Source organism: Indioceanicola profundi (assembly GCF_003568845.1).
Taxonomy (GTDB): domain Bacteria; phylum Pseudomonadota; class Alphaproteobacteria; order Azospirillales; family Azospirillaceae; genus Indioceanicola; species Indioceanicola profundi.
The window spans coordinates 2,092,579-2,112,169 of record NZ_CP030126.1 but is presented as its reverse complement, the minus strand read 5'-3'; the positions used below and the strand labels follow the sequence as shown (position 1 = coordinate 2,112,169).

At 65.7% G+C, this 19,591-nt stretch carries 20 protein-coding genes and 2 tRNA genes; 17 read left to right on the top strand and 5 right to left on the bottom strand.

Translation table 11 applies throughout. The features are described 5' to 3' along the window. The first annotated feature begins 5 nt into the window (after window positions 1–5). Both DOL89_RS10090 and DOL89_RS10085 read left to right on the top strand, forming a co-directional pair. Window positions 6–191 (top strand): DUF2065 domain-containing protein, encoded by a 186-nt coding sequence (locus DOL89_RS10090; RefSeq protein WP_119679032.1) that lies wholly within the window; start codon window positions 6–8, stop codon window positions 189–191. Between the two features lie 152 nt (window positions 192–343). Beyond that, a complete protein-coding gene (locus DOL89_RS10085; RefSeq protein WP_119679031.1) occupies window positions 344–1,900 on the top strand; it encodes a DegQ family serine endoprotease in 1,557 nt (518 codons plus the stop codon). A gap of 91 nt (window positions 1,901–1,991) precedes the next feature. On the opposite strand, the gene DOL89_RS10080 is transcribed toward DOL89_RS10085, so the two are convergent. Both DOL89_RS10080 and serB read right to left on the bottom strand, forming a co-directional pair. Continuing rightward, window positions 1,992–2,729 (bottom strand): sulfite exporter TauE/SafE family protein, encoded by a 738-nt coding sequence (locus tag DOL89_RS10080; RefSeq protein WP_162937438.1) that lies wholly within the window; start codon window positions 2,727–2,729, stop codon window positions 1,992–1,994. Window positions 2,730–2,862: 133 nt separating this feature from the next. After that, on the bottom strand, window positions 2,863–3,762 hold the full coding sequence (gene serB, locus DOL89_RS10075) for a phosphoserine phosphatase SerB (RefSeq protein ID WP_119680358.1): 900 nt from the start codon (window positions 3,760–3,762) through the stop codon (window positions 2,863–2,865). A gap of 20 nt (window positions 3,763–3,782) precedes the next feature. Between serB and miaA the strand changes: the two genes are divergently transcribed. The 15 genes from miaA to DOL89_RS10005 all read left to right on the top strand — a co-directional run bounded on the left by miaA (window position 3,783) and on the right by DOL89_RS10005 (window position 18,002). Continuing rightward, the gene (gene miaA, locus DOL89_RS10070; RefSeq protein ID WP_119679029.1) at window positions 3,783–4,805 is read left to right on the top strand and encodes a tRNA (adenosine(37)-N6)-dimethylallyltransferase MiaA; all 1,023 of its coding nucleotides are present in this window, start codon (window positions 3,783–3,785) and stop codon (window positions 4,803–4,805) included. Window positions 4,806–4,989: 184 nt separating this feature from the next. Next, window positions 4,990–6,717, top strand: coding sequence for an acetolactate synthase 3 large subunit (locus DOL89_RS10065; protein WP_449768888.1), 1,728 nt, complete (start codon window positions 4,990–4,992; stop codon window positions 6,715–6,717). A 74-nt stretch (window positions 6,718–6,791) separates the two neighbouring features. Beyond that, on the top strand, window positions 6,792–7,298 hold the full coding sequence (gene ilvN, locus DOL89_RS10060; RefSeq protein WP_119680357.1) for an acetolactate synthase small subunit: 507 nt from the start codon (window positions 6,792–6,794) through the stop codon (window positions 7,296–7,298). Between the two features lie 69 nt (window positions 7,299–7,367). Further along, the gene (ilvC, locus tag DOL89_RS10055; RefSeq protein ID WP_119679027.1) at window positions 7,368–8,387 is read left to right on the top strand and encodes a ketol-acid reductoisomerase; all 1,020 of its coding nucleotides are present in this window, start codon (window positions 7,368–7,370) and stop codon (window positions 8,385–8,387) included. Between the two features lie 152 nt (window positions 8,388–8,539). Then, on the top strand, window positions 8,540–9,169 hold the full coding sequence (locus DOL89_RS10050) for a putative metalloprotease CJM1_0395 family protein (RefSeq protein WP_119679026.1): 630 nt from the start codon (window positions 8,540–8,542) through the stop codon (window positions 9,167–9,169). 162 nt (window positions 9,170–9,331) lie between these two features. After that, window positions 9,332–9,547, top strand: a complete 216-nt coding sequence (locus DOL89_RS10045) for a hypothetical protein (protein WP_119679025.1) — start codon at window positions 9,332–9,334, stop codon at window positions 9,545–9,547. A 188-nt stretch (window positions 9,548–9,735) separates the two neighbouring features. After that, a complete protein-coding gene (locus tag DOL89_RS24855; protein WP_162937437.1) occupies window positions 9,736–9,882 on the top strand; it encodes a hypothetical protein in 147 nt (48 codons plus the stop codon). Window positions 9,883–10,009: 127 nt separating this feature from the next. Then, on the top strand, window positions 10,010–11,569 hold the full coding sequence (locus tag DOL89_RS10040) for a 2-isopropylmalate synthase (protein ID WP_119680356.1): 1,560 nt from the start codon (window positions 10,010–10,012) through the stop codon (window positions 11,567–11,569). A 434-nt stretch (window positions 11,570–12,003) separates the two neighbouring features. Further along, window positions 12,004–13,044: a rod shape-determining protein gene (locus DOL89_RS10035; RefSeq protein WP_119679024.1), complete on the top strand. Its 1,041-nt coding sequence runs from the start codon at window positions 12,004–12,006 to the stop codon at window positions 13,042–13,044. Between the two features lie 168 nt (window positions 13,045–13,212). After that, window positions 13,213–14,091, top strand: a complete 879-nt coding sequence (gene mreC, locus DOL89_RS10030) for a rod shape-determining protein MreC (RefSeq protein ID WP_119679023.1) — start codon at window positions 13,213–13,215, stop codon at window positions 14,089–14,091. Window positions 14,092–14,102: 11 nt separating this feature from the next. Continuing rightward, window positions 14,103–14,621, top strand: a complete 519-nt coding sequence (gene mreD, locus DOL89_RS10025) for a rod shape-determining protein MreD (RefSeq protein ID WP_119679022.1) — start codon at window positions 14,103–14,105, stop codon at window positions 14,619–14,621. A gap of 5 nt (window positions 14,622–14,626) precedes the next feature. Next, complete coding sequence (gene mrdA / locus DOL89_RS10020; protein WP_119679021.1) at window positions 14,627–16,540, top strand: penicillin-binding protein 2; 1,914 nt, start codon at window positions 14,627–14,629, stop codon at window positions 16,538–16,540. Then, entirely contained in the window at window positions 16,537–17,691 is a 1,155-nt protein-coding gene (rodA, locus tag DOL89_RS10015) for a rod shape-determining protein RodA (RefSeq protein ID WP_119679020.1), read from the top strand. Before mrdA ends, rodA begins: the two co-directional genes overlap by 4 nt. A 129-nt stretch (window positions 17,692–17,820) precedes the next feature. After that, window positions 17,821–17,896, top strand: a tRNA-Lys gene (locus DOL89_RS10010). A 30-nt stretch (window positions 17,897–17,926) separates the two neighbouring features. Continuing rightward, a tRNA-Lys gene (locus DOL89_RS10005) sits at window positions 17,927–18,002 on the top strand. 28 nt (window positions 18,003–18,030) lie between these two features. On the opposite strand, the gene DOL89_RS24850 is transcribed toward DOL89_RS10005, so the two are convergent. The 3 genes from DOL89_RS24850 to DOL89_RS09995 all read right to left on the bottom strand — a co-directional run bounded on the left by DOL89_RS24850 (window position 18,031) and on the right by DOL89_RS09995 (window position 19,339). Then, window positions 18,031–18,198: a hypothetical protein gene (locus tag DOL89_RS24850; protein ID WP_162937436.1), complete on the bottom strand. Its 168-nt coding sequence runs from the start codon at window positions 18,196–18,198 to the stop codon at window positions 18,031–18,033. A gap of 132 nt (window positions 18,199–18,330) precedes the next feature. Next, window positions 18,331–18,747 carry a DUF1284 domain-containing protein gene (locus DOL89_RS10000; RefSeq protein WP_119679019.1) on the bottom strand — a complete coding sequence of 139 codons (417 nt, stop codon included), beginning with the start codon at window positions 18,745–18,747 and terminating at the stop codon, window positions 18,331–18,333. 22 nt (window positions 18,748–18,769) lie between these two features. Next, window positions 18,770–19,339 carry a biotin transporter BioY gene (locus DOL89_RS09995; RefSeq protein WP_119679018.1) on the bottom strand — a complete coding sequence of 190 codons (570 nt, stop codon included), beginning with the start codon at window positions 19,337–19,339 and terminating at the stop codon, window positions 18,770–18,772. Between the last annotated feature and the right edge of the window lie 252 nt (window positions 19,340–19,591).

Here is a 19,591-nt window from a genome sequence, read left to right as displayed (position 1 = left end):
CGTACGTGATCGACCTGCTGACCGCACTGGCCCTCGTCCTGGTGATCGAAGGCCTTCTCTACGCCGCCGCGCCGGACGGCATGAGGCGCATGGCCGCCATGGCCGCGGAAACCCCATCCTCCACCCTGCGCACTGCGGGACTTGTCGCGGCCATTGTCGGGGTGGCCCTTGTCTGGTTGCTGCGGCCCTGATCCACTGCTCCGGATTCAGGAAGAGCCAGCACAAACGAGTGCTTCGCCACGTTTGAGCCTCAGCCTATATTGTTCAAAGAGAGAGGCTCGTCCGCCGGATCGCCTCTGTTCGCCGCCGGATTTACAGGAGTCGGGCGGCCATAACCGGTCCTATGGAGAGAGACGTGACCCATTCCGTGCGCTCCCACACCACCGGCCCGCGGGCGCGTCAGGCGGTTGTCGCCGTGGTGCCGCCGGCCCAGCGTTGGCTCGGCTGGGTGCTGGCGCTGCCGCTGATCGCGGCACTTCTGATGGCCGGTCAGGCCCAGGCTCAGCGCGCTGCCCCCGAAAGTTTCGCGGATCTGGCGGAGCGCATTCTGCCGGCCGTGGTCAATATCTCGACCAGTCAGCGGCCCAATGCAGGGGGCGAACATCCGGCCGTGCCGATGCCGGAATTCCCGCCGGGGTCCCCGTTCGAGGAGTTCTTCCGCGACTTCTTCGAGCGCCAGCAGCGTGATCCCGGCGCTCCGTCGCGCCAGGCTACATCCCTGGGCTCGGGCTTCGTGATCGACGCCACCGGCTATATCGTCACCAACAACCATGTGATCGAGGGCGCCGACGAGATCACCGTCATCTTCCAGGATGAGGAGCAGACGGAACTCACCGCCGAGCTGATCGGCACCGATCCGGCCACCGATCTCGCCCTTCTGAAGGTCGAGACCAATGCGAAGCTGACCACGCTCGGTTGGGGCAACAGCGATACGATCCGGGTCGGCGACTGGGTGGTCGCCATCGGCAATCCGTTCGGTCTGGGCGGCACCGTCACCGCCGGCATTATTTCCGCGCGCTCCCGCGACATCAATGCCGGCAGCTATGACGACTTCCTGCAGACCGACGCCGCCATCAACCGCGGCAATTCGGGCGGCCCGCTGGTGAACCTGAAGGGGGAGGTGATCGGCATCAACACCGCCATCTTCAGCCAGACCGGCGGCTCGGTCGGCATCGGCTTCGCCATTCCGTCGGCCATGGCCAAGAACGTCATCGCCCAGCTCCGTGAAACCGGGAAAGTGCGGCGCGGCTGGCTGGGCGTGCAGATCCAGCCGGTCACGCCGGAGATCGCGGACAGCATGCAGCTTCCCGACACCAAGGGCGCGCTGGTCGCCATGGTGACTGCCGGCGGCCCCGCGGAGAAGGGCGGCATCAAGCCCGGCGACGTGATCCTGCAGTTCGACGGACGCGCGGTGACGAGCAGCCGTTCGCTGCCCCGCATGGTGGCGGAGACCGCGGTGGACAAAGTCGTGAATGTGGAGGTGTTCCGCCGCGGCAAGCGGCAGGACCTGAAAATCGCGCTCGGCGAACTCCAGCCCGAGGTGGTGCAGGCTGCCCTGCCGGGCGGCCCGAGCCAGCCTGCGCCGGAGCAGGGGCCGGAAGTCATCGCCGAGGTGGGCGTCTCCCTCGCCGCCATCACTCCTGATGTGCGTCAGCAGTTCGAACTGTCGGATCAGGTCAAGGGTGTGGCCGTCACGAAAGTGGAGCCGAACACGCCGGCTGCCCAACGCGGGCTGCAGCCCGGCGACGTGATCGTGGAGGTCAGCCAGCAGGAGGTCTCCAGCCCCGCCGACGTGCGTGAGCGTGTCGCCAAGGCGAAGGAGAACGGCCAGAAGGCGCTGCTTATGCTGGTGGAACGCCAGGGCGAGCTGCTGTTCGTGGCCCTGTCCCTTGAGGGGTGAACCCCGATCCTCTGCCCTGCCATAAAGCAAAACCGCCGCCCCTTGCCGGGCGGCGGTTCTGTGTTTGGGGAGGGGCGGCTGGGTTTCCCGCCTAATGGAGCAGAGCCACCACGCCGGTCGCGACCAGTAGGCCGATGGCGATGGGGCGGAAATGGTTTGACCAGCCGCGGCGGAACAGGATTTCGCCGCCTCGCTGTCCCAGGGCGAGCGGGGGAACGATGATGGCGGCCCAGATCAGAATCCGAGTGTCGATCAGGCCGCCAATCGCCATGATCGCCACGCTGACGGCATTCATGGCGGTGAAATAGACGATCAACGTCGCCCGGCTGGTGACCGGGGGAACGCCGGAGGCCAGCAGGGTCAGGATCACCGGCGGCCCGCCCATCCCGACGGACCCGTTCATCAGCCCGGCGATCATGCCAGCCCCGACCTTGAACGGGCGGGTGACGTTGGTAAGCCGGAACTTCGGGCGGGCCAGCAGCAGGGCGGCCACGATGACGGACAGGCCGATGGCCCATTCCAGCGTCTCCCGCGGCAGCGTCGCCAGCAACCAGACGCCGAACGGCAGGGCGATGGCGGAACCGGCGAAGAACCAGCCGGCCGAATGATAATCGGCCTCCCGCCGTGCGCCGACGACCAGCGGCAGGTTGGTGGCGCAGATCGCCACCATGTTGGTCGGGACCGCCAGTTCCGGTGACATGAACAGGGTCAATCCTGGCGCGATCACCAGGGCCGCGCCGAAGCCGGTCAGCCCGCGGATCACGCCGGCAAAGAGTCCGACCAGCACAAGGCCGGCAAGTACGGATGCTGAAGGAAGAAGCGAGAGCAATTCTGCACCGGCGGGAAATGAGCCGCCTGTAGGCCGCCGCCAGCGGAGGCTGGCACGGTCGAGGCGGCTCTTGTTGGTCCAGGGGCGCGGCGAATGCCGGGGGCCGGGAAGGGGGCTTGAAAGGATGGCGCGACTACGCCGTCACGATCTCCCCCGCGCGGTAACCCTGGATGTAGAGCAGGGCGGTCAGATCGCCATGATCCACGCGGGCACGGGCCTGGGCCGCCACGGTGGGCTTGGCATGGTAAGCAACGCCCAGACCGGCGGCCTGCAGCATGGGCAGGTCGTTCGCACCGTCGCCCACCGTCATGGCGGCGTCCAGCGCCACCTGACGGGCCGAGCAGATGCGGATCAGGGCCTGGAGCTTCGAATCCTTGTCCAGGATCGGCTCAACGGGGCGGCCGGTCAGCTTGCCATCCGCCGCCTCCAGATCGTTCGCCTGATCCTCATCGAAGCCAAGCAGGCCGCGTACATGGGCGGTGAAGGTCTTGAAGCCGCCTGAAACCAGGGCGCAGTAGCAGCCATGTCTGCGCAGGGTAGCGATCAGGCTTTCCGCTCCCGGCATCAGGGTGACGCGCCCGATCATGTCTGTCAGCACCGTGGCCGGAAGCCCTTGCAGCAGGCCGACCCGCTCCCGCAGGGCGGCCTTGAAGTCCAGCTCCCCATTCATGGCGCGGGCGGTGATCTCCGCGATGCGGTCGCGCGCACCGACCAACTCGCCCAGTTCATCCAGCATCTCCTGCCGAATGATGGTGGATTCCATGTCGGCGACCAGCACCTGCTTGCGCCGTCTTGCCGCCTCCTGCGCCACCACATCCACGGGCCGTCCCGCCAATGCGCGGGCCACGGCGGCCTGGGCTTGATCGGCATTCAGCCGGTCGAAGCCGATGTCGCAGGCAACGCCGGGAGCAAGCCAGTCCGGCTGCGTGGTGGAGGCGCCAAGCTCCGTCAGGGCGGTGCGCGCCAGCCGCGCCGTGCTATCGTCCAGCCCGCCTTTCGCCGGATCGGCGATCAGGGTCAGGACATGGGACAGGGCGAGTGAGGTCATCGGGGATGTCCGAGAGGTCGGGAACGGAACGGGGGCTTTATGCGGGTGATGAGGGCGGCGCGCAAGCCGGCGCTGTGCTCCCCGTACTGGTGGTTGGCGGCCCGACCGCCAGCGGCAAGTCGGGCTTGGCGCTGATGCTGGCGGAGCGGTTGGGCGGAACCGTCATCAACGCCGACAGCATACAGGTCTACCAGGTGCTGCGCGTCGTCACCGCCCGGCCGGGGCCGGAGGAGGTGCGGGTCCCGCATCGGCTTTACGGGATCGTTCCGCCATCGGAACGTATGAGCGCCGCGCGCTGGCGCGATCTGGCGATTGAGGAAATCCGCCGAAGCCATGCCGAAGGTCGGCTGCCTATCGTGGTGGGCGGCACCGGCCTGTATCTGCGCACCCTGATGCAGGGGATCGTCGAGATCCCGGACATCCCGGATGATATCCGACGCGAGGCGCTGGAGCTTCAGCAGGAAATCGGCACACCCGCTTTGCATGCCCGACTGGCGGCGCTGGACCCGGAGACGGCGGCCCGGCTGAACCCGACGGACACCACGCGAGTGGTCCGGGCCTTTGAGGTGGTCCGGGCGACCGGGCAGGGCATCACCGAATGGCAGCGCACCGGCCGCCACGATGTACCGGCGGATCTGGCCTTCCACCCGCTTGTCGTGGAGCCGCCGCGGGAACGCTTGTACGCCCAATGCGACTCCCGCTTTCTCGCCATGCTGGATCAGGGCGCGCTGGAGGAGGTGCGGGCGCTGGAAGCCATGAACCTCGATCCGATGCTTCCCGCCATGAAAGCGCTTGGCGTGCCCGAGTTGCGCGCCCATCTGCACGGTGACTGGGACCTGCCCACCGCCACCGCAAAGGCCCAGCAGTTCACCAGGAACTATGCCAAGCGCCAGTCCACCTGGTTCCGCAACCAGCTTGCGGCAGCGCCGCGCACCGATCCGGCAGAGTTAACGGATCGCATAGCCGCCATGAAATTTTGCAATAGGATTGCGGCCCGAATTGGAATGAAGATTTCCAAACCGGGTTGACGCCTTGAACTTATCCAACTAGTTTGCCGATCCGCCGCGCTCTCGCGACTGCGAGAGGACGGGAATTTCAGCAGATTTCGGATGAGTTCGTACCATGCCCACCGCCGACACCACCGCCCAGACCGCCGCCGCCCAGAACGGCGCCGTGGTTTCCGGCTCCCGCCTGACCGGGGCCGAGATCGTCATGAAGGCGCTGCGGGACCAGGGCGTAGATACGATCTTCGGCTATCCGGGCGGCGCCGTACTTCCCATCTACGACGCGTTGTTCAAGCAGAACGACATCAAGCACATCCTGGTCCGGCATGAGCAGGCGGCCGTCCACGCCGCCGAGGGCTATGCCCGGTCCAGCGGAAAGGTCGGCGTGGTGCTGGTCACCAGCGGCCCCGGCGCCACCAATGCCGTGACCGGCCTGGTGGATGCGCTGATGGACAGCATCCCGATCGTCTGCCTGACCGGGCAGGTGCCCACCCACCTGATCGGCAACGACGCCTTCCAGGAGTGCGACACCACCGGCATCACCCGCCCGGCGACGAAGCACAATTATCTGGTCAAGGACGTCAACAACCTCGCCCGCACCATCCATGAGGGCTTCTACGTCGCCCGCAACGGTCGTCCCGGCCCGGTGGTGATCGACATCCCGAAGGATGTGCAGTTCGCCGAGGGGACCTACCGCACGCCGGGCGAGAGCCAGCCGAAATCCTACCGCCCGCAGGTCAAGCCGGACCTGTCACGGGTGGAGGAGGCGGTGGAGCTGATCGCGAACGCCAAGCGCCCGATCTTCTATGTCGGCGGCGGCGTCATCAATTCCGGCCCCATCGCCAGCCGGCTGCTGGCCCAGTTCGTGCGGATGACGGGCTATCCCTGCACGGCCACGCTGATGGGGCTGGGGGCATATCCGGCGTCCGACAAGCAGTTCCTGGGCATGCTGGGCATGCACGGCACCTACGAGGCGAACCTCGCCATGCATGGGTGCGACGTCATGATCAACATCGGCGCCCGCTTCGACGACCGGGTGACCGGTAAGATCAGCGAGTTCGCGCCGGGCTCCAAGAAGATCCATGTCGACATCGACCCGTCCAGCATCAACAAGAACGTGGCCGTGGACATCCCCATCGTGGGCGACGCCGCCCATGTGCTGGAGGACATGATCCGCATCTGGAAGGCGCGCGGCAAGCGGGCGGACCAGCCGGCCCTGGCGGAATGGTGGAAGCAGATCGAGGTCTGGCGCGCCCGCGACTGCCTGCGCTACGACCGCACCGACAAGGTGATCAAGCCGCAATACGCGCTGGAGCGGCTGCGCGCCGCCATCGCCGGCCGCGACGATGTCTTCGTCTCCACCGAAGTCGGGCAGCACCAGATGTGGGCCGCCCAGTTCATCCCGTTCGAGAAGCCGAACCGCTGGCTGACCTCCGGCGGGCTGGGCACCATGGGCTATGGCCTGCCGGCCGCTATCGGCGCGCAAATCGCCAATCCCAAGGCGCTGTGCATCGACATCGCCGGCGAGGCCAGCATCCAGATGAACATCCAGGAGATGTCCACCGCCATCCAGTACAAGCTTCCGGTCAAGGTGTTCATCCTGAACAATGAATGGATGGGCATGGTGCGCCAGTGGCAGGAGCTGCTGCATGGCAGCCGCTACTCCCACAGCTATTCGGAGGCGCTGCCCGACTTCGTGAAGCTGGCGGAGGCCTATGGCGCGGTGGGCCTGCGCGCCAGCCAGGTCGGCGAGGTGGATGATGTCATCCGCGAGATGCTGGCGGTGGACCGCCCGGTGATCGTCGACATGCGCGTCGATCCCAAGGAGAACTGCTTCCCCATGATTCCGGGCGGCAAGGCGCACAATGAAATCCTGCTGGGCCCCAGCGATGAGGTCGGACAGGCCACCCCGGAGGAGGGGATGGTGCTGGTCTGAAGGTGTAGGTCGGCGCCGGCCTGCCAACCAGACCATCGCGAATAACAAGAAACGAAGGAACCACTCCCGTGCCCGTGCAGGAAGCTATCGAACGCCACACGATCAGCGTGCTCGTGGATAACGAGCCCGGCGTGCTGGCCCGCGTCATCGGCCTGTTCTCCGGCCGCGGCTACAACATCGAGAGCCTGACGGTGGCGGAGGTGAATGCGGAGCAGCAGCTTTCCCGCATCACCATCTGCACCACCGGCACCCCGATGATCATCGAGCAGATCAAGGCGCAGCTCGACCGGCTGGTGCCCGTGCACAGGGTCAAGGACCTGACCATGGAGGGGCCCTTCATCGAGCGCGAGATGGCGCTGGTGAAGGTGGCCGGCACGGGCGAGAAGCGGGTGGAGGCGCTACGCATCGCCGACATCTTCAAGGCCCGCGTGGTGGACGCCACCATCACCAGCTTTGTTTTCGAGATCACCGGCACTGCCGAGGATCTCGGCCGCTTCATCGACCTGATGTCCCAGCTCGGCATGGTGGATGTGAGCCGCACCGGCTCCGTCGCCATGAGCCGCGGAACAAGCGGGCTCTGATACCTGGACCAACCGCACCCTGTGCAGTCAACTTGCTGAACGAACGGCACTAAGAAAAGGACCATTCCCATGCGCGTCTATTACGATCGCGACGCTGACGTGAACCTGATCAAGGGCAAGAAGGTTGCCGTTGTCGGCTATGGCAGCCAGGGCCATGCCCATGCCCTGAACCTCAAGGACAGCGGCGTCGCCGAGGTGCGCGTGGCGCTCCGTCCCGGTTCGGCCTCCGCCGCCAAGGCGGAGAAGGCGGGCCTGACCGTGGTGACCGCGGCGGAGGCTGCGGCCTGGGCCGACGTGACCATGATCCTGACGCCGGACGAGCTGCAGGCCGATTTGTACCGGGACGAGATCGGGCCGAATCTGCGCCAGGGTGCGGCCATCGCCTTCGGCCATGGGCTGAACGTGCATTTCCGCCTGATCGAGCCGCGTCCGGACCTGGATGTGTTCATGGTGGCCCCGAAGGGCCCCGGCCATACCGTGCGCGGCGAGTATCTGAAGGGCGGCGGCGTGCCCTGCCTGGTGGCGGTGCACCAGAACGCCTCCGGCAACGCGCTGGAAGTGGCGCTGTCCTACGCCTCCGCCATCGGCGGCGGCCGTTCCGGCATCATCGAGACCAGCTTCAAGGAAGAGTGCGAGACCGACCTGTTCGGTGAACAGGCCGTTCTCTGCGGCGGCCTGACCCATCTGGTCCAGGCCGGGTTCGAGACGCTGGTGGAAGCCGGCTACGCCCCCGAGATGGCCTATTTCGAGTGCCTGCACGAGGTGAAGCTGATCGTCGACCTCATGTATGAGGGCGGCATCGCCAACATGCGCTACTCCATCTCCAACACGGCCGAGTACGGCGACTATGTCACCGGCCCGCGCATCGTGACCGAGGAGACCAAGAAGGAGATGAAGCGCGTGCTGGACGACATCCAGTCCGGCCGCTTCACCCGCGACTGGATGCTGGAGAACCGCGCCGGCCAGCCCAGCTTCAAGGCCATCCGCCGCCGTCATGCCGAACACCAGATCGAGCAGGTCGGTGAGAAGCTCCGCGGCATGATGCCCTGGATCGGCGCGAACAAGCTGGTGGACAAGAACCGGAACTGATCCGGCACGCCACATAATCGAGGCAACGCCCAGGCTGGACCGCCCGGCACCGCAAGGTGCCGGGCGGTCTGCGTTCCGGCCCTGGGCGGAACCGGCTTTACGGATTATTGAGCCTGAACTACCTTCACGCGTGATGCGGGGCGGAGCGTGCCATGGTGGCGGGCATATCAGGCGCTTCAGGCTTTGCCGCCTATCCGTCGCAGTTCCGCCAGGGCGGAAAGGCGGGGGAGGGGCCGGACGGGCTGACGGAAGACGAGCGGAAGCAGGTGGATGAACTCCGCCGCCGCGATGCCGAGGTGCGCGCGCATGAGCGGACGCACCAGTCCGTTGGCGGCCAGCATGCCGGCGCTCCGACCTACGATTACCAGAAGGGTCCCGACGGGCGGCGCTATGCCATCGGCGGCGAGGTGAAGATCGACGCCTCCCCCGAAAAGGACCCGGAGAAGACGATCGCCAACATGGAGGTCGTCCGCCGCGCCGCCTTGGCCCCGGCGGAACCGTCGCCCCAGGACCGCAAGGTCGCGGCCCAGGCCACCCGGCAGGCCATGGAAGCCCAGGGGCGCCTATCCGAACTGCGCGAAGCGGAGCGGGAGGCGCAGCAAGCCGGGCGGGAGGCTGCCCGCGAGCGGATGAAGGCGCAGTCCACCGACCAGGGCGAAGTTTCCGATGGCGAGCCCGACCAGCGGGCGCAGGAAGCGGCCCGGCGTGCCACACAGGCCTATGAGCGCATCGCCGCCCTTGATCCGTCGGCCCCTGCCACAGCTTTCCAGGCCGTCGCCTGACAGCTTCTCCAGCCGGTGTTGCCGGCGCGGCACAGGCAAGCATGACGGCGCGGTTACAATGAGCGCCCTATTTTTATCACAGCTCGTCTTCGCTTCTTCTGTTCCGGCCATCCGTGTGAATGCGTTTAGATGATGTGCAGCAGGCGGATGGGAGGACAGGCTATGGATGCGATCACCCATTACCTCGACAGGATCGAAGCGCAGGTCTGCCGGGACGGGTTCATGACCCACAGTCTCCGGCGACATCTGGACGATCTGGGCCGGGTTGCTCCCGATGATGAGACCGGCCGCCGGATCGAGCATCTGGTCGCCCGCTACAACGTGCCCTATGCGGAGCGGGCCGATATGGACGATAGTCCCGTGACCGTCCCGGCCTGATGCCGCTGACCGTTATGCCGGGGGGAGGCATGCGGATACGGAATGTTCATTGCGCGCCAAACCCCTTGCCGCTAATGCCCTTGCGTCCTAACTTGAAGGTGCGCAATGCGATTGCCGGTTTGTGTGCCCTTGCGGATCGGCAATCGCTTGCGTGATTTTTCCGAACAGCCGGACAGGACTGGACCCCAGTGACCGCCCGCAGGACACAGAGCAAAGCCATCGCCGCCCGGGCCAGCGCCCGGCAGGATGCCATTCTGTCCCTGGGCCTGTCTGCGAGCCTAGCTCTGGCGCTTGCCGCCGGCCTTGGCCTGACCCTTCGACTAATCGGCCCCTGAGCGCACACGCCCTATTCGGGAGAAGCGTTCAGGGGGGACCCGCCCGGAACGTCGGCGCAGCATATTGCGCCCGTATCCAGGCCTGCCGACCCAAGCCGAAATCCAGGATCAGATACCGGACAGCGCCATGACCATCAGCCGCGAAGCCAACCGCGTCATCATCTTCGACACCACCCTGCGCGATGGGGAGCAGTCCCCCGGCGCCTCCATGAATCTGGAGGAAAAGCTGCGCATCGCCGCGACGCTGGAGGAGATGGGCGTCGACGTGATCGAAGCCGGGTTCCCCATCGCTTCCAACGGTGACTTCGAATCCGTGCGTGAGATCGGGCGCGTGGTGAAGAATTCCACCGTCGCCGGCCTCGCCCGCGCCGCCCGCATGGATATCGACCGTGCGGCGGAGGCTCTCCAGTATGCCGAGCGCAAACGCATCCATACCTTCATCTCCACGAGCCCGCTGCACATGAAGTACAAGCTCCAGATGGAGCCGTCAGCGGTGCTTCAGGCGGTTACCGACAGCGTGACCCACGCCCGCAATCTTGTGGAGGATGTGGAGTGGTCCGCCGAGGACGGCAGCCGGACGGAGATCGACTTCCTCTGCCGTTGCGTGGAAGCCGCCATCAAGGCCGGCGCCACCACCATCAACATCCCCGATACGGTCGGATACGCCGTGCCGGAGGAGTACGGGGCCCTGTTCCGCACCCTGATCGAGCGGGTGCCGAACAGCGACAAGGCTATTTTCTCGGTTCACTGCCACAACGATCTCGGCTTGGCAGTCGCCAATTCCCTCTCCGGCGTTGCCAACGGCGCTCGGCAGATTGAATGCACGATCAACGGCCTTGGTGAGCGCGCCGGCAACGCCGCGCTGGAAGAGATCGTGATGGCGCTGCGCACCCGCAGCGACGTCATGCCTTATGCCAACGGCATCAGGACGGAGCACATCACCCGCGCCTCCCGCCTTGTCTCCACCGTCACCGGCTTCGCAGTACAGCCCAACAAGGCCATCGTCGGGGCGAACGCATTCGCGCATGAGTCCGGCATTCACCAGGACGGGATGCTGAAGAACGCCCAGACCTATGAGATCATGACGCCGGAGTCGGTCGGCCTGAACCGCTCAACCCTCGTCATGGGCAAGCACTCCGGCCGCGCCGCCTTCCGGGCCAAGCTGAAGGAGCTCGGCTATGAGGATATGGGGGACAACGCCATCAACGATGCGTTCCGCCGCTTCAAGGATCTGGCCGACCGCAAGAAGGATGTCTTTGACGAGGATATTGTCGCCCTCGTGGATGACGAGGTCGGCCGCCAGCATGATCGGGTGAAGTTCCTGGCGCTCCAGGTCGTCGCCGGCTCCCGCGGGCCGCAGCATGCGGTGCTGGAGATCGAGGTGGACGGCAAGGCGTTGCCGCCGGTGGTCAGCTTCGGCAACGGCCCGGTGGACGCCGTACTGAACGCCATCCGCAGCGCCTTCCCGCACGAGGCGCGGCTCCAGCTCTATCAGGTGCATGCCGTCACCGCCGGGACCGACGCGCAGGCCGAAGTCACGGTGCGGCTGGAGGAGAACGGCAAGACCGTCAACGGCCAGGGCGCCGACGCGGATACGCTGGTCGCGACCGCCCGCGCCTATATCCATGCCCTCAACAAGCTGCTGGTGAAGCGACAGAAGACGGCTCCGGCCGCCATGAGCGCCTGAGGGGGCGTGGTTCAGCGGGGCATCGGGCCCACCACTGGTCTCAAGGTAAATCACCGCAGCCCCGCTCGCCGTCCCGTCATGCTCCTGCATGGCGGAGCCGGCGGGCGGGGCGTCTCGTTTGGGCAGGCCGCCTGTATGGCGGTTCGACGTCCGACGGCCTTCTGGTCCAAGAATGCCCGATACCAGGGCTCTGCTGGCTGAGACCTCCCTGCATCTTCTGGACAGGGGGCGACTATCCATCCCGGCAGGATTACCTCTTCCGCATCCATCCACTCTTTGCCATTCTTTAAACCTGATCAGGGCAAATTCCAGGCATCGGCCTTTCACCTCTTGAGGAGGGCCGTTCAAATGGTCTATGTCAGCTTCGCGGTTCGGCTTACTCCGGGGTCGGGCGCGCAGCGGGCCCGCTACACCGGACTCTAGAGAAATCCCCGATGTTTCCCAATCTCCTCGGTATGTTCTCGGCCGACATGGCGATCGACCTGGGAACGGCCAACACCCTCGTTTATGTCCGTGGCCGCGGGATCGTCCTGAACGAACCTTCGGTGGTGGCCATCGCCAATGTCCGCGGAAAGCGCCAGGTGCTGGCCGTGGGCGATGAGGCCAAGCTGATGCTCGGCCGAACGCCCGGCAACATCCAGGCCATCCGGCCGCTGCGGGACGGCGTCATTGCCGACTTCGAAGTGGCCGAGGAGATGATCAAGCACTTTATCCGGAAGGTGCACAACCGGCGGAGCTTCGCGAGCCCGCAGGTCATCATCTGCGTCCCCTCCGGCAGCACCGCCGTCGAGCGGCGCGCCATCCAGGAATCCGCGGATCATGCTGGTGCGCGCCGGGTCTTCCTGATCGAGGAGCCCATGGCGGCCGCCATCGGCGCCGGCCTGCCGGTCACCGAGCCCACAGGTAGCATGGTGGTGGATATCGGTGGCGGCACCACCGAAGTGGCCGTGCTTTCCTTGGGCGGCATCGTGTATTCTCGCTCGGTAAGGGTAGGCGGCGACAAAATGGATGAGGCGATTATCGCTTATATCCGGCGTCACCATAACCTGCTCGTGGGTGAGGGCTCAGCCGAACGGATCAAGAAGGAGATCGGGTCTGCCTGCCCGCCGGAGGATGGCGAGGGCCGGGTGATGGAGATCAAGGGCCGCGACCTGATGAATGGGGTTCCGAAGGAACTCATCATCAGTGAGCGCCAGATTTCCGAAAGCCTGGCCGAGCCGGTCAGCCAGATCATCGAGGCGGTGAAGGTGGCACTGGAGCATACGGCACCGGAACTGGCGGCGGACATCGTCGACAAGGGCATCGTGCTCACCGGTGGCGGCGCGCTTCTGTCCAATCTCGATTTCGTGCTCCGTCACGCGACCGGCCTTCCGGTTTCCATCGCCGACGATCCGTTGTCGTGCGTGGCGCTGGGTACCGGGCGGGCACTGGAGGAAATGAAGACGCTGAAGAACGTACTGATCACCATGTACTGATCGGTCGTGATGAAGCGTCCAGTAGGGTTATTTCATTAAGGGTCTTCCGCTATTCTTTCGGTGAATGGCGGAGCCCCGGAGACCGGGCCTGCAGCGGCGCTTCGGATGTCGCGGTCGGGCCGGCTTTCCGGGCCGTCGTCATCACCGGGATTCAGCGGAATCGGCCACGTGAAGACACGCAACAGCGGAACCGTCGTTCGGATCGCAGCGCCCGTCTGGGCGCTGGTTCACCGGTTTTATTTCCTGTTGTTGGTCATGGCCGCCATAGCCCTGATGCTGGTCAGCCAGATCGACACGCTGCGGGTGGATCAGGCCCGCGCTCGTGTTACGGACGCTTTCACGCCGATCCTGAACGTCATCTCGCGGCCCGCGAACATCGTCGCGACCTCCATCGAATATGCGCGCAATCTCTCCGACCTGCATGTCGAGAATGAGCGGCTGCGGGAGGAGAATGCGCGCCTGCTGCATTGGCAACAGGCGGCGTTGCGGCTGGAGGCGGAGAACAAGTCACTCCGTGGCCTTCTGGCCTACAAGCCGGACCCGGCGGCCAGCTTCGTCACGGCCCGTGTGGTCGCCGATCCGGGCGGAGCCTGGGTCCGCACGCTGGTCGTGACGGCCGGCCGCCGCGACGGGGTGCAGCGAGGGCAGGCGGCGATGGCAGGGCAGGGGCTGGTCGGCCGCGTGGTCCAGGTCGGCGAATGGTCGTCCCGACTGATGCTGATCACCGACCTGAATGCCCGTATTCCCGTGATCCTGGAAACGACCCGTCAGCGCGCCATGCTCAGCGGCGACAACTCCGATCGGCCGAAGCTGCTTTACATGCCCCGCGGCGTGGAGGTCACGCCCGGCGAACGGGTCTTTACCTCCGGCCATGGCGGGCTGTTCCCGGCCGGCCTGCCGGTCGGCGTCGTGGCCACCGGCGAAGACGGCACGGTGCGCGTCGTTCCCATGGTGGACCCTGCCCGCATCGAGCACGTACAGTTGGTTGATTTCGGCATCCCCGGCGGACTTGCCGCCGAAGCTGTTCAGCCCGGCGGCATGCAGTGAGGACCCCGGCCATGGCCGTGGGCATGTGGCACAGGCTCGACCAGACAGGGCGCAATCTGCTGCCCTTCGCGATCACCGTGGCGATGATGCTGGTGTCGATGGCGCCCATGCGCCTGCCCGGCTTCTCCACCGTCGCCCCGCCGCTGACCTTGATTGCCGTGTTCTACTGGGCGATCCACCGGCCGGATCTGCTCCGCCCCTCCATCGCGTTCCTGATCGGATTGTTGCAGGACCTTCTCAGCGGTGCGCCGCTGGGGATGACGCCGCTGGTTCTCACCTTGTGCTACTGGGTGCTGATCACCCAGCGCCGCTTTTTCCTGGGAAGCTCTTTCCTGCTGCTCTGGTGGGGCTTCGCCATGGTGGCCGGAGCGGCCTCGCTGGTGCAGTGGGCGGCCTACTCACTGATGGAGGCAACCGTGCTGGATGTGAAGCCCGCGGTCTTCCAGGCGCTGGTCGCCATAGCCATATTTCCAGCACCCGCATGGATTCTCATGCGCATCCACCGGGCCTTCCTGAACGAGGAGGGCTGAGCCACATGCTATCCGCCTTCGACCGCGACGCAGAACGCCAGCGCCTGCTTACCCGCCGCATGCTTGTGCTTGGCGGGTTGAAGGCGGGTGCCGTCTCCGCCCTTCTTGCGCGCCTTTACTATCTGCAGATCGTGGAGAGCGACAAATACGCCACGATGGCGGACGACAACCGCATTTCCTTGCGGCTGCTCGCCCCGCCGCGCGGACTGATCGTGGATCGCCACGGCGTTCCGCTGGCAGTCAATGAGCAGAATTTCCGATTGGTCCTGGTCTCGGAGCAGGCCGGCAACCCGCAGGAGGTTCTGGACAAGGTCGCCCAGCTCATTCCGGTAAGCGAGACGGAGCATCGGCGCATCCTGCGCGACTTGCAGCGCTCACGCCGGTTCGCGCCCGTGACCCTCAAGGAGAATCTGACCTGGGATCAGGTCTCCGCCATCGAGGTGAATCTCCCCGACCTTCCCGGCTCCTCCATTGATGTGGGGCAGGTACGGAGCTACCCGTTCGGCGAGGCGACGGCCCATGTACTGGGCTATGTCGGCGCAGTGTCTGAGAAGGAGCTGGTGGGGTCGGAGGACCCGCTCCTGTCCCTACCGGGCTTCCGCATCGGCAAGAACGGGGTGGAGCGGCACCATGACCTCGCCCTTCGTGGGACGTCCGGAACCCAGCAGCTGGAGGTCAACGCCGTCGGCCGCGTCGTGCGCGAGCTGTCGAGGGAGCCTGGACAGCCCGGCCGGCAGGTGACGCTGACACTGGATGCGAAGCTGCAGCATTATGTGCAGCAGCGTCTTTCCGCCGAGCGCAGCGCCGCCGCTGTTGTCATGGATGTGCAGACCGGCGGCATCCTGGCCCTGAACTCCAGCCCCAGCTTCGATCCGAACCAGTTCGCCACAGGTATCAGCCAGGATCTCTGGAGCCGGCTGACTTCCGATGAAACCGGGCCGCTCACCAACAAGGCGGTGGCGGGGCAATATCCGCCGGGTTCCACTTTCAAGATGATCGTCGGGCTGGCCGCGCTGGAAGCAGGCATCGCCACCCCGGACACCCGCGTCTTCTGCCCGGGCCATCTGGAACTGGGCGGTCATCGTTTCCATTGCTGGAAAAAGGGCGGGCACGGCGGCGTCAACATGTCGGACGCCATCAAGCATTCCTGCAACGTCTATTATTTCGAGATGGCCCGGCGCCTCGGCATCGACCGGCTGTCCGAGATGGCGCGGCGGTTCGGCCTGGGCGGCCGGACGGAGCTGGATCTGCCCGGCGAGCGGCCGGGCATGATCCCGAACAGCGCCTGGAAAAAGGCCACCTTCAAGGATGTCTGGCATCCGGGTGAGACGCTGGTGGCGGCCATCGGCCAGGGCTATGTGCTGGCCACGCCGATCCAGCTCGCCGTCATGACAGCGCGCATGGTCAATGGGGGCTATGCGGTGAAACCGCACCTGACCAGCGAGGTGGAGGGACTCTACGAAGCGCCGACCGCTTGGCCGGAGGTCGGCGTGAAGCCGGAACATCTCAAGGTCATGATCAACGCCATGAACCGCGTCGTGACGGAGCCGGGCGGCACGGCCTATTCGGCGCGCATCATGCAGGCCGGAATGGAGATGGGCGGCAAGACGGGCTCAAGTCTTGTCCGCCGGATCACCATGGCGGAGCGCGCCACCGGCGTGAAGAAGAACGAGGACCTGCCCTGGAAGGAGCGGGACCACGGCCTGTTCGTGGGCTACGCGCCCGTCCACGCGCCGCGCTTCGCCTGCTCGGTGGTGGTGGAGCATGGCGGCGGCGGCAAGTTCGCCGCCCCTATTGCCCGCGACATCCTGCTGGAATGCCAGATGCTGGACGCAGCCCGCCTGTCGGCACAGCAGGCCGAACGGCCGCCGGAGCGCGCCGCCGATTCCGGCACACCGGCCAGGGGAACGTCGCTATGAGCGGCTGGGATCTCGGTGCCGATCACGCCAACAACATGACATTGGGTGAGAAGCTGGGGCAGGTGACGTGGAGCCTGGTCCTGCTGATCATCCTGGTGGCGAGCGTCGGCTTCGCCATGCTCTATTCCGCGGCGAACGGCAATTGGGACCCGTGGGCGTCCCGCCAAGCCGTCCGATTCTCCGTATCCGTGGTGATGATGCTGGTCATCGCCATGGTGGATATCCGCATCTGGATGAAGCTGGCCTATCCGCTCTATGCGGTAGCCTTCGTGCTGCTGGTCGCGGTGGAACTGGTCGGGCAGATCGGCATGGGCGCGCAGCGCTGGATCGACCTCGGCTTCATCCAGCTCCAGCCGTCCGAGTTGATGAAGGTGACCCTGATCCTGGCGCTGGCCCGCTATTTCCACGGCGCGTCGGTTGAGGATACGGGGCGTATCCTGTTCATCACGCCGCCGATCCTGATGACGCTGGCGCCGGTCGGACTCGTGCTGATGCAGCCGAACCTCGGCACCTCCCTGATCCTCATCATGGTATCGGGGGCGATCCTGTTCCTCGTGGGCGTCCGCTGGTGGAAGTTCGGCCTGGTCATCGGCTCCGCCCTGGCGGCAATTCCCATCGCCTGGCAGTTTCTGCACGATTACCAGAAGAACCGCGTGCTGACGTTCCTCTATCCGGAGAACGATCCGCTCGGCACCGGCTACCACATCATGCAGTCGAAGATCGCGCTGGGGTCCGGCGGGCTGTTCGGCAAAGGCTTCCTGCTGGGAACGCAGAGTCACCTGAACTTCCTGCCGGAGAAGCAGACCGACTTCATCTTCACCATGCTGGCGGAGGAGTTCGGGCTGGTGGGGGCGGCGGGCTTCCTTGGCCTCTACTGCCTGCTGCTGCTGTACGGCTTCATCATCGCCATGCGCTGCCGCAACCAGTTCGGCCGGCTGGTGGCGCTGGGACTGACGGTTAACCTGTTTCTGTATCTGTTCATCAACTGCGCCATGAATATGGGCCTGATCCCCGTCGTGGGCATCCCGCTGCCGCTGATCAGCTACGGCGGAACCGCGACGCTGACAGTGATGATCGGCTTCGGCCTGCTGCTGTCCGTGCATGTGCATCGGGACGTGCGGATGAGCCGGCGGGGGATGGGCGACTTCTAGCAGCTATTCGCGGCTGCTCCGGCGAGCATGTCAAAAGCCTATCGACAAGCCCGAAATGCTTTGCTATACCGCGCGCCTCCAGGGGCGGTAACGTTCTGGGGCCAGCGCGGTTCTGCTGGACGGGAAGTAGGGTGCATAGCTCAGTTGGTAGAGCAGCTGACTCTTAATCAGCGGGTCCAAGGTTCGAGTCCTTGTGCACCCACCACTCCCGCCTATATGACCGCCTGAAGAGGTTGGGTGCATAGCTCAGTTGGTAGAGCAGCTGACTCTTAATCAGCGGGTCCAAGGTTCGAGTCCTTGTGCACCCACCAACCTCTCCGCCGCGGCCGGCGTCGTGGATCAACCCCGCAGATAGTCGCGCATGTGGGCGTCCAGCCGGTCGGCTATGAGACGGAGCGTGTGCGCATTCTCAGGCTTCAGCGTGGCCAGCTTGGCTGCTTCCTTCCGCATGTCCTGAGTGCGTGCCCTCATGTCGCGGCGAAGATCGTCCAGATTCCTGATCAACATGACTGTGCCCCTCCTGCGGAACCGGCTGAATTCCGGCTCACTCTTACCCGCAGTGCTACCATGTGGATCGTGACCAAACGGTTAATTAGAAGTACTCTCCTGTAAAATTAGCGCTATGGTTGTTTTGTGCCGTTATGGCAGGCGGGCATCCCCGAATCCGCTGTCAGCTATGGCGGTACAGAAATCAGCCCATTCGCAGCCATGGCAGGCCCTGCGGATCGCTCCGGCCTGGAAGGCAGAGCGGAGGGCGGTAACCAGCGCTGGAGAGAGGAGAAGGGCAGCACCCGGCTTCAGCGGCCCTAATAGAGGTTGAAGCGCCTGGATGGCGGCCTCGTCCCGCACGGTGATCGAGGCGTTGCGGCAATGAGCCTCGGGTGCGTCGGCCAAGCCGGCACAGACGTCGTCCGGCCCTTGTACCAGCGACACAGCCTCGCCGCCCGCGAGACGGGCGGCGATCCGGTCGAAATTTTCAGTGAAGGCCGGCGAATAGCCCTTGCCGGAATAGGTCAGTACGCAAAGCAGGTGATGGGGGCGGAGCCGTACAGCCATGCCCGTCCTCCGCCCGCTGGGCTCAGCCCTGCCGCATCCGGCTCCGGACGGCGATGATGGAAGCTGCCGCCAGGGCGGACTTCAAGACGGTGCCGGCGAGGAATGGAACAAGACCCGCGCCCACGGCCTGGGCAGGTCCGACCAGGACTGCCAGCCAGGCGACGCCGCTCGCCAGGATTACGACATGACCGCCCAGCATGCACAGGGACAGCAGCGGCAGGCTCCGGTTCCAGCCCCGCTCCGCCAGCCATCCGGTCAGGGCGGCGGCCAGCGGGAAAGCCAGGAGATAGCCGGCCGTCGGTCCGGCGAAGACCATCGGCCCGCCGGCCCCGCCGGCGAACATCGGCAGCCCGGCCGCCCCCTGGGCCAGATAGGCCAGCAGCGTCGCCAGACCGATGCGCCAGCCGGCCAGCGCGCCGATGACGACGATCGCAAAGGTCTGCATGGTCATGGGCACCGGCACCATCGGCACTTCGATCCAGGACGAAGCGGCGACCAGCCAGCTTCCCAGCAGGACGAAACCGGTCTTCGCCAGTACGGACCGGGGCCGGAAGGGAAGGGCGGTGCGGGCGGCGTTCGGGGCGGCCTTCATTCTACTGGGTCCTCGAGATGGGTGTGTCTGCGGGGCGGACGATAGGTCCGTGCCCTCCGTCCTGGCAAGGCCGCCCCACGGGACCGTCCAGTTTTCCGGATGCCGCTTTTCAATTCAGCGGGAAGCGCTGCCCGCCACCTTGACAGCGCGCCTGTTTCCGTGCGGTGTTGCGCCCCGCCGGTGGTCCCCTCTGCGGGGCCGCCGCGCATGCCGTTGTCGCGCCGGAAGCAACCAGATCGACCCAAGGTCCGA

Coding starts and splice junctions, on each gene's coding strand:
- DOL89_RS24850 (WP_162937436.1), bottom strand. CDS start 18,198: ATGTTGATCAGGAATCTGGACGATCTTCGCCGCGACATGAGGGCACGC.
- ilvC (WP_119679027.1), top strand. CDS start 7,368: ATGCGCGTCTATTACGATCGCGACGCTGACGTGAACCTGATCAAGGGC.
- DOL89_RS10040 (WP_119680356.1), top strand. CDS start 10,010: ATGACCATCAGCCGCGAAGCCAACCGCGTCATCATCTTCGACACCACC.
- DOL89_RS10045 (WP_119679025.1), top strand. CDS start 9,332: ATGGATGCGATCACCCATTACCTCGACAGGATCGAAGCGCAGGTCTGC.
- mreD (WP_119679022.1), top strand. CDS start 14,103: ATGGCCGTGGGCATGTGGCACAGGCTCGACCAGACAGGGCGCAATCTG.
- DOL89_RS10035 (WP_119679024.1), top strand. CDS start 12,004: ATGTTTCCCAATCTCCTCGGTATGTTCTCGGCCGACATGGCGATCGAC.
- DOL89_RS10085 (WP_119679031.1), top strand. CDS start 344: ATGGAGAGAGACGTGACCCATTCCGTGCGCTCCCACACCACCGGCCCG.
- miaA (WP_119679029.1), top strand. CDS start 3,783: ATGTCCGAGAGGTCGGGAACGGAACGGGGGCTTTATGCGGGTGATGAG.
- DOL89_RS10065 (WP_449768888.1), top strand. CDS start 4,990: ATGAAGGCGCTGCGGGACCAGGGCGTAGATACGATCTTCGGCTATCCG.
- DOL89_RS10050 (WP_119679026.1), top strand. CDS start 8,540: ATGGTGGCGGGCATATCAGGCGCTTCAGGCTTTGCCGCCTATCCGTCG.
- DOL89_RS09995 (WP_119679018.1), bottom strand. CDS start 19,339: ATGAAGGCCGCCCCGAACGCCGCCCGCACCGCCCTTCCCTTCCGGCCC.
- rodA (WP_119679020.1), top strand. CDS start 16,537: ATGAGCGGCTGGGATCTCGGTGCCGATCACGCCAACAACATGACATTG.
- mrdA (WP_119679021.1), top strand. CDS start 14,627: ATGCTATCCGCCTTCGACCGCGACGCAGAACGCCAGCGCCTGCTTACC.
- DOL89_RS10000 (WP_119679019.1), bottom strand. CDS start 18,747: ATGGCTGTACGGCTCCGCCCCCATCACCTGCTTTGCGTACTGACCTAT.